Origin of the sequence: Protofrankia sp. CiP1_Cm_nod2 (assembly GCF_920664355.1) — a bacterium.
GTDB lineage: Bacteria > Actinomycetota > Actinomycetes > Frankiales > Frankiaceae > Protofrankia.
Genome location: NZ_CAKKTL010000016.1, coordinates 33,051 through 41,963 on the forward strand (window position 1 = coordinate 33,051; position 8,913 = coordinate 41,963).

5 protein-coding genes and 2 pseudogenes are annotated in these 8,913 nt (G+C 69.9%); 1 reads left to right on the top strand and 6 read right to left on the bottom strand.

Annotated features, from left to right (window positions below):
• Window positions 1–753 (top strand): annotated as a pseudogene (locus tag NBW84_RS03265) (hypothetical protein); the annotation flags it as partial.
• A gap of 24 nt (window positions 754–777) precedes the next feature.
• Here the strand turns inward: NBW84_RS03265 and NBW84_RS03270 are convergent.
• From NBW84_RS03270 to NBW84_RS03295, 6 genes and pseudogenes are all read right to left on the bottom strand, one after another.
• Window positions 778–2,541 carry a conjugal transfer protein TraC gene (locus tag NBW84_RS03270; protein ID WP_250281552.1) on the bottom strand — a complete coding sequence of 588 codons (1,764 nt, stop codon included), beginning with the start codon at window positions 2,539–2,541 and terminating at the stop codon, window positions 778–780.
• A complete protein-coding gene (locus tag NBW84_RS03275) occupies window positions 2,538–4,040 on the bottom strand; it encodes an SCO6880 family protein (RefSeq protein WP_250281555.1) in 1,503 nt (500 codons plus the stop codon). The genes NBW84_RS03270 and NBW84_RS03275 overlap by 4 nt, the downstream gene beginning before the upstream one ends.
• A 7-nt stretch (window positions 4,041–4,047) precedes the next feature.
• A complete protein-coding gene (locus tag NBW84_RS03280) occupies window positions 4,048–5,274 on the bottom strand; it encodes a hypothetical protein (protein ID WP_250281558.1) in 1,227 nt (408 codons plus the stop codon).
• A gap of 122 nt (window positions 5,275–5,396) precedes the next feature.
• The gene (locus tag NBW84_RS03285; protein WP_250281560.1) at window positions 5,397–6,209 is read right to left on the bottom strand and encodes a hypothetical protein; all 813 of its coding nucleotides are present in this window, start codon (window positions 6,207–6,209) and stop codon (window positions 5,397–5,399) included.
• Window positions 6,210–6,291: 82 nt separating this feature from the next.
• Window positions 6,292–6,720 (bottom strand): DUF6112 family protein, encoded by a 429-nt coding sequence (locus NBW84_RS03290; RefSeq protein WP_250281561.1) that lies wholly within the window; start codon window positions 6,718–6,720, stop codon window positions 6,292–6,294.
• Window positions 6,721–6,763: 43 nt separating this feature from the next.
• Window positions 6,764–8,913 (bottom strand): annotated as a pseudogene (locus NBW84_RS03295) (hypothetical protein); the annotation flags it as partial.

Consider the following 8,913-nt stretch of genomic DNA (forward strand, 5'->3'; position numbering starts at 1 on the left):
GACCGGATGGGACTGCCCGCGCTGGAGGGCATGGCCCGGTACGCGGCCAACGCCGGCATACGTCTGGTGAATCTTTTCGAGCATCTGGGAGAGGGCACCGAACGTCTGATCGGCGCGGGCGACAGCGCCACCCTCGTCATGCGGCTGGGGAACGCCAGGGAGGCCGAGAGGGCGGCCGAGTTCGTCGGCCGTGGGCACAAGTTCGTCTTCTCCCAGGTCACCCGGCAGGTCGGCAGCAGCCTCACCACGGGGGCGTCCAGCAGCACGGGGGGGAGCGTCTCGGTCTCCGAGACCGAGAGCCGCGGCGGTTCGCGCGGGAGGGCTGGAAAATCAAGCAGCTGGAGCCGGTCGGTCACGGTATCCCAGTCGGCATTCTGGGAGAGCACCGAAAGCCTGTCGGTCACTGATTCCCATCAGGACGGTGCGGTTCTGCAGCGGGTCTATGAGTTCAGCGTCGAGCCGACGCAGATCCAGCAGCTCCCGCCGACGGCTTTCGTGCTGGTCGACTCGTCGTTGGGTGACCGCCGGGCGGCACTCGGCGACTGCAATCCCGGTATCGTTCTCCTGCCCAGGGTGGCCTCCACCGCCCGCCCGGCCGTGCCGCCGATGGCCCAGCAGGGGCTGCCGCCCGGCCAGGGGACGCCCCTCCCGATCGACGGGCCGGATGTTCCGCCGGCTTCCCCTCCCGGCGGCCCAGGTGGCCAGCCCGAGACGATCGACCCGTTCCGGCCGTGGAGCCCGGGGAACGGGTAGCGCGATCATGCGGCCCGCGGCCGGCTAGATCTCCCGGGACAGCGGGCCATAGGGAAAGGTGTCCATCATTTCTTCGGCGGAGAACTCGTCCTGACCGGCTGGCGGGGCGTCGACGGCGAAGCCGCCCGTCCCGTACCGGGCACCACGCTCGGCATAGTGGCCGGCGTCGGGACCGTAGCCAGCGTAATCCGCGTACTCGCCGTCGTCGGTGGCATCGTACTCAGCCCGGTCGCGGTAGTCGTAGCCGTCCAGCATGACGGGGTCGAGATCATCCGGGACGAGGTTGATGTTGTCGACCTCGCCGTGCATCTTCGATCCGTTGAGAACGACCGGGATCTCCAGGTCGCCGACGACGTGCTCGACGTAGAACGCGCGGTTCCCGATCAGCCACAACGCGAAACCGGGGTCCAGCCGGGGCAGCATGTCCGAGGCTACGTCGGTGAGGTCCAGCGCCCGCTGCGTGTCCGGGATCTGGTCGGACGCCTGCTTGTACAGAATGCGGATCGCGGTCTCGGCGAGCAGGCCCTTGGCCACCTCGACGGAGTCCGGGGACGCCGAGAGCAGGTCGGAGATCCGGTGCGCGACGATCGCGTTCGCGCATCCCCACTGGCGGGCGAGCTTCTGCTGGGCGGACAGCCGCCGGACCAGGCCGGCGAAGCGCATCAGCCGCCAGCACTCGTCGTAGACGACGTAGCGCTGGACGCCGTCCTGGCGCATCAGAGCGGCTTCCATCCACGCCTGCGCGCACGTCATGATCAGCGCGATCATCTCGTCGGAGCCCTGGACCCGCTCGAGATTGAGTACGGCGATCGGCCGGTCGAAGTCCAGTGGGGAGGTGGTCGGGCCGTCGAAGAGCCCGCCGAGCGCACCGTGGGTGAGCCGGCGCAGGGTCAGCGTCGCGTCCCGGGAGGAGTCGCGCAGTTCGGCCGCGGTCACCGGCAGCGCCGCGCAGTCGGCTTCTGACGGGTTCGTCATCGCGTCCAGGACGTGCGGCAGCAGCGGGGTCGCCTGCCGGTCGGTGGAGGCGCCGGTGATCTGCCGGGTCACGACGTCGAGGGCGAGGTCGACAGCGGTGTGCTCGGACGGGGTGAGTGGCACGCCCTTCGCGGTCTCGATCAACGAGGACAGCAGTGCCGACCGAGCCCGTTTGACCTCCCGGGACCAGTCCGCGTCTGCCATGCCCGGCGGCCGTGGCGGGGCGTCCAGCGGGTTGAGCCGGGTGGACAGGCCCGGGCCGATGTAGGTCGGCTCGCAGCCCAGCCGGCGGGCCAGCCGGGTGTACTCGCCTTTCGGGTCGCAGGGCACCGCCGCCTGGTAGCCGAACGCGGCCCCTCGCGAGATCAGCGTCTTGAGCAGGGACGACTTGCGTGAGCCGACCGAGCCGAAGACCGCGAAGTTGGGGTTCTCGATGACCTGCTGGCGGTAGAGCTCGAACACGTCGAAGACGAAGGAGTCGCCGGACCAGACGTGGCGGCCGATGTACATGCCGGGGGTGTCCAGCCCGGCGTCCACGACGAACGGGTAGATGCCGGCGATCTGCGCGGTCGTCTCCATGTGGGCTGGCAGGCGCAGCTTGTGGAAGGTCCGGCCGGCGTGCGGGCCGACGAGGGGCGGTGGCTGCTCGCCGCGGCGCAACGCCATCCGGGCCCGCCGGATCGCCGCCCGTTCGGCCCGGGCGGCGGCCCGTTCGTCGCGCTGTGCCTCACGTTCGGCCCGCCGCAGGTCCTTCAGCTCGCGATGGGTCTCCCGGTCGGTACCGGCCCCGCCCGACGAACGGTGCGGTGTCATGACACCCCCACGGCCAGCGGCAGAGCGGCGACGCTGAACCCCTGATCCTGTTCGCCGACCAGACGGACCATCTCCAGCCGGCTGCGGGACGCCAGCGTCTCCGCCTCGCCGCACGCATCGGCCAGGCTGTCGAGGTCGTCCGCGGAGACCGTCACGAACCCGTGGAAGCGGAAGGCGCCGAACCCGGCGATGAGCTCCTGCTCGCGGCGCTCCACCTCGGACGCTTCGGCCATGTCGCGCTGGGTGGTGACCTTACCGACCTTGTCGCGCATCTGCTGTTCACCCAGGTGTGCCATCCGGCGGCGGTTGACCGCCTTCTCGGCCTTGCGGCCGGGCATCGGCTCGACGATCAGGGAGACCGTCCGCCGGCAGGTGGTCTCCATCAGCAGCGGGGCGAGGAACGCGGCCGGGGACGGCACCCGTGGCCAGCCGTTGATCCAGTAGGTGGTGTGGAAGCCGGAGTCGGTACGGTAGTGGTCCCAGCCGGCCACCGCGCGCACCGGGCCGGCGATCGCCGGGTCGACACCCGACGGCAGCCCCGCGAGCCCGCCGGCCCGGTCGGAGACCGCGCCACCGCGTGCGTCGATCATCTCGATCGAGTACGGGTCGTAGGTCGTCCGGATCACCGCGGCCAGGGCGCGCGGTGGCAGCCAGCCGACCGTGTTGATCGACGCTCTGGCCAGCGCGGCCTCCATGGTGCGCAGCTCGCCGAGCAGGACCGCGCAGGCCGCGTGGTCACCACCGCCGGCGCGTTGGATCGCCCGCCGTACGTCGCGGGCGCGCAGCTGGAACGACAGGAAGGTCTCGTGCCGCTGGGCGACCGGGCCGGCGGCGTCGATGACCTCCTGGTACGCCTCGGCCGCCCACGAGCCGTCGTGCTGCCCGCGCACCCGCCAGTGCCGTTGCAGCTGGTCCCCGGAGTCCGGCAGGGTGCGTTCCAGCCACTGCAGGCGGGACAGCCGCCCGCCGCCGACGGTCAGCCCGGCGAGCAGCTCACCCCAGGCGTCCACCCTGGCCTGCTGGTCGCCGGACTCCAGCAGCGCGAACTGGCTGCCCTGCACCTGCAGGACAGCCGTGAACGTCCCCCGCCTGATGTCCTTGACCACCGCCACGTAACGGCCGTTGCCCACCGGCACCGACAGCATCACCAGGGACGACAGCGGCCCGGGCAGCGCGGTCCTGGACAGGTGGTCGGAGCTGTTGCCGACCCTGAACACCGCCCCGCGGAACACCGTCTCGCCCATCACCTTCTGCATGGTGAAACCGAAGAGGATCGGTACCCACTGATCGAGGTTACGGTCGTCGACGCGGACGAACGCGATGAACCCAAGCGCACCGGCCAGCACGATCCATCCCGGGGCGAACATGACCGGCGAACGCAGCGCCCCGAGGACGCACAGCATCACGCCGACCATCAGGCCCAGCTGTGGCCAGCGCATACCGAGCAGGATGCCGCCACGTTCCAGCGGCCCGAACCGGTAACTGCGTTCGGCGACCACGCTCTGCTCAGCCTCCCCCGGTACGCGTGGGGTGGACGGGTGGCCTCGGCGAGGTTACCTTGGGTGATGATTCCGCAACTGGTAGCGCCCGCGGAACAGCGCGGGGAGACCCCGCGGAGGCGCCGTTGGCGGCCGGTGTCGCGACCCGGCTGCCCGCGCCGGTTGCCGACCGGGTTCGTGGTGCGGGGGAGCCGACGTTCGCGTGTTCCGCGGAGCGGGCCGCGGGCCGTGCTGGTTGCCCGCTGCCGGCCCGGGCGACAGGCGCGCCGACCCGTGCCGGGCTCACCCCGGCCCCGCGACGGCCGCTGGCCCGGGCCGGGACACCGGTGCCGACCGGGGCGAGGTCGCCGGTGAAGGGCCGGCCTGCGTCCACCGCCGAGCCGCTGCGCTGCCGGTTCTGCAGCCGCCCGCCGATACCCCGGAAGGTCTCTCGCGACGACGAGCCGAGCAGCGCACCGGCACCGTGGCCGAAACTCGCCGCGCCGCGCCTGCCCGCCGCGCCGATGACCTGCATGAGCTGGACGTCAGCCATCCCGATCACACGTAGCAGGACGAACGGTGAGAACACCGCGGCAGCCATGACCACGATACCGCTGAGAATGGTCAGCGTCTGGTCCATACCCGACCCGGTCGCGTCACCCGCTATGCTCGCGCCCAGGGTGAAGATCGCGTAAATGACCGGCTTGGCCAGGATGAGCGCCGCGAGGATCTCCATGGCCCGCTTCATCCAGTCGCGGGTCGATATCGCCGGCTGCCCGGCCAGGTACAGCGGGATGAACACCGCAACCGCGATGATTGCTATTTTGCGGATGTAGAGAACCAGGAAGAGCGCGAACGAGAACAGTGCGACCAGTAGTGACAGAACCATGTCAAGGGCAAAGTTCCCCTGCTGGGGGAGAGTTCTGAGCTGGGCTACCAGACTTGCGCCCAGAGGTGCGCCGTCACCGAACGCCTCGGACATGCCGTCGGCAGCGGAAAGCACCATCTGCAGCAGGGTCAGCATGACGAAGGAGCCGAAAATCGCCGTCCCGGTGGACGCGAGCGAGCGGCCCAGCAGATGTGCGTCCCCCCGGATCGCCCCCGCGATGCACGCGCACATGAACAGACCCGTCACGACCAGGACGGCAACACCGAAGACGATGTTGTAGTTGTTGACGATGTAGTCCCGGTTCAGATCGATCGCGTTTTTCTGCGCTGCAAAACTGAAAACGGAAGCAGACAGGTCAGCCGCCATGTTCGCAAAGGCGGCACCCACCGAATCCAGAAAGCCGTTAGTGCCATCAGAGGCGGCATCTTTCAGTGGAGCGAAAGGGTTGAGGCTGATCGCAAGTACGTTGCTGCTATCGACCTGGACATTCACGACCCTAGGCCTCCCACGTATATGAACCGCTGGTATTCCTCGGCAGCTCTTTCTGTTATGGAAGGACCGCCCGGACCATCGCTAAAATCTACAATTTTCCAGTCGTCTTTGAGCCAGCGTACTGTACAAATATCGGTTCCCCAGTGTATCTGGGGGAGTAGTTTTTTATCGACATCTTCATAATTTCCAAAACTAGCCGAAGACCAGATGGAGATCGTGATTGAATCAGGAGCTTTCTGTTGAACTTCAAACCCGAGAATGCGATGGTTGAAGCCAATTTTTGGATCATTAATTGAAGTTACATTGTAGATGACTGCATTTTTTTTATCAATTTCAATAATGTTATTTGCGAGTTCGTTCACCGCTGTTGTCTCGGATATAGAATCAAGTATTGCGCGGATTCGCGATGGTTCACGATTATGTGTAGCAGAATATGCGGCGACGTAGTTTCCGCAGGCGCTTATGGCGCCGGCTTCTGTGTGGGGGTAGCCGACGGGGATGCCGAACTCGTTGATGTGGGTCGGCATGCCTGGTATCTGGCCGGCGGCCGGGTGCGCTGTGGGAGGCACGGTGCTGCCGCTTCCGGGTGGCGTGGTTGCGGGTATCACGGTGGGGTGCGCGGTGTTCGGCGCGGTCGCTGTCGGACGGGTGTCGACGCGTGGCGGGGGCTGCCCCTGGATGCCGACCGAGGGGGAGGACGGGATCGCGTAGCGTCCGATGAGGATGCCGGCCGTCATGGTCACCGCTCCGGCTGCCACCAGGAGGCCGACGGGACGGCGCATGGGCCAGTCAGCCTGGTTGACCAACATCCCTCCCTCGGTGTGACAGCCTCGGACGCGACTACTCGCGCGACGGCAGCGGATCCATCATCCCAACATCAGCCGTCAGGTTTCACGAGAACCAGTCAGACGGGCTGTGGCGGAGGGCCTGAACAGGCTCCTGGAGGTCGATCGTTTCGATGATGGCTGGCCTGTCCAGCCCCTGCGGCTGGTTGCCGGCGCCGGACGACGCGGAGGCTCCGGTAGCGAGAAAGAAGTTGACGACGGCGGCCGTGGCACCGACGAGGAAGGCCAGCCCGAAGCCGGCGAGTACGCCGCTCTTGCCGACTGCTGAGGTGCGGTCGAGACCCATCCGCTCGCCGAGCGCCCAGGCGATTCCGCCGAGCAGCACGGAGGCCACGGCGGCGATCACCGCGTATGCGGCCAGGCCGTTGACAAGATCTTTGAGTGCGTTGATCCCAGGGGCCTTGGAGTCGTCGGGCTTGACCTCTACCTGAGCCAGGACGATCGTCGCCTGTGCGGTCACAGCATGGACGATCATCACTGTTCCCTTCTGAACTCGGTCCGGCACGCAGATCGTCGGATCATACGCCGGGAATCAAACCGCGATCTTTGGAGGTGGTGGCGGCGGCGATGGTTGTGTTGTCGCTCTCATCTTCCTCAGGAACCGTGCTGTCGGGATCGTCGCAGGCGTCGACGACAGTCGCGGCCAGCCGGAGAAATGCCCGCCGGCTGCGCCACCGCACCCGGGAGAGGACGATCGCTGGACGCCCGCCGGGCGGCGGCGAGCCCGGAGCGTGCCGGGGAGCGCTGTGGGCGTGGTCGGGTATCTCGTCGTCGAGTCGTGTGTCATACGGGATGCGCACCAGCGCGTCGACCCGCCGGGCCAGCTTGGCCGCGGCCGAGCGGGTCTGCGGCGACCAGCGTCCACGGCGGACCGACATCGCGGCTACGATCACCGCTGGTCGCGGGCCCGCGTGGTCGGCACGCAGGATGGCCGCGCCACGCAGGGCGGCGGCCGCTTCGGCCAGGTCGCCGGGGAGCGCCGGTACGACCAGCAGAATCACGTCCGCGTCGCTGAGCGTGATCGACGCGAACTGGCCGTCCCAGTCCAACGGGGTGTCGACGAGTACCAGCTGATACGCCTGTTCCAGGGTGCGCAGGCCGGCGGCAACCACCTGGGTGGTGGGTGGGCCCGGCATGCCGGCCGCCACCAGCGGAGCCGGCTGCGCCTCGATGTCGTCGGCGGCCGGGACGGCGCCGTTGGCGGTGGCTGCCGCCGTCTGGCCCGGCGTGGTCCGTCCAGCGGGCTGGAGATCGGGCTGGGGGGTGCCGGTGGGGTGGCAGGCGGGCAGGACGTCGAAGCCCGCGATGGCCCGGGCCGGTGTGGCTGTCCGGCTGGTGTCACCGCCGATCAGCCAGCGGATCTCCCGGGCCGGTCGTGGAGTGCCGCCGCGGCGGGCCCGGTAGGAGATCGCGTCCGCGACCAGATCACTGAGCGTCACTGGCGGGCGCACGCCAGCGCGTTCCGCGAGTGAGGCGCCGAACTCGATACTCACGTCGGAGCCGCCGGTGGCCGTGGCGCGTTCCAGATCACCGGAGATGTCGAGGGCGACCACGGGCTCGGCGCGGATGCCGGCCAGGGTCATTCCGAGCATCGCGGTGACGGTGGTGCGTCCCGAACCGCCGATCAGCGAGGTGACCGCGATCCGCCAGGAGCCTTCCAGCGGTGTGGCGACCCGGTCGGCGAGGGACTCCCGGATGGGAATCTCCTCCCAGGGCGCCAGTTCGGTGATGTCGTCCCAGGGTTCCTGCCAGGGCCACAGCTCGCGCCCGCCGCGGGGGCCGCGTAGGGCCGGGAGCAGTGCCGACCGCCGGCCGCGTGCCGCCGGCGCGGGGTCGTCCACCGCTGACGGGAGAGCCGGCGCCGAGGAGCCGACGGCGGGTGGCTGCACGGCGGGTGGCTGTGATGACGGGCCAGGCGTTCCGGTCGGTGTGCTGGCCGAGGTGGCTGCCGGCTGCGCCGGTGGCTGGACGCCGGGCTGGGCGGCTGCCGGAGGCACCGTCGGTGTCGTCGGTGCTGTCGGTGCGGCCGCCACCCGGGGAGCGTGCGCGGACGGCCGTCCCGATGGCCGGGCCGTGGCGGCGGGACGGCTGCCGGAGCCGGTGGCGAACGGCCGTACGGGCGGCGCGTGGCCATCACCCGGCACGGGTTCCTCGGCGGCTGCCTCCCGGGCGGCCGGGGCGGATGCCTCGGTACTGTCCGTCGTCGGTGTGGTCCGACCGGCAGGGGTGCCGGAGTGGTGGATGGCTCTCGGCCGGCCGTCGCCGGCGCGGGTGCCGGCTGCTCCGGCGCCGGGTGCACCGGTCGGCTCCGCAGCGGCGGGGACTGCCGGCTGGTGGCCGCCCGCGGCCTCCTCCACGCCGTCCGTCCGCCCCGCCCCGCTCCGCCGCTCGCCAGCCCCGGTCGTCCCGGCTCCGGCTCCGGCGCTCGCGGCGTCGCCCGTGGCCGCCACGGCTTCCCCCGCCGGCCGGGACGAGGGAGCCTCAGCGGGATCGTCGGCTCCGGGCGCCGCGGACGACGGGTCGACGGTGCCGGGGGCCTTCGGGACGTCGGTGGTGACCGGAGCCGTGACGGCGGGACCGGCAGCCGCGGGACCGGCAGCCGCGGGACCGGCAGCCGCGGGACCGGCAGCCGCGGGGCTGGTGGCCGCGGGGGCGGTCGGCCCTGCGG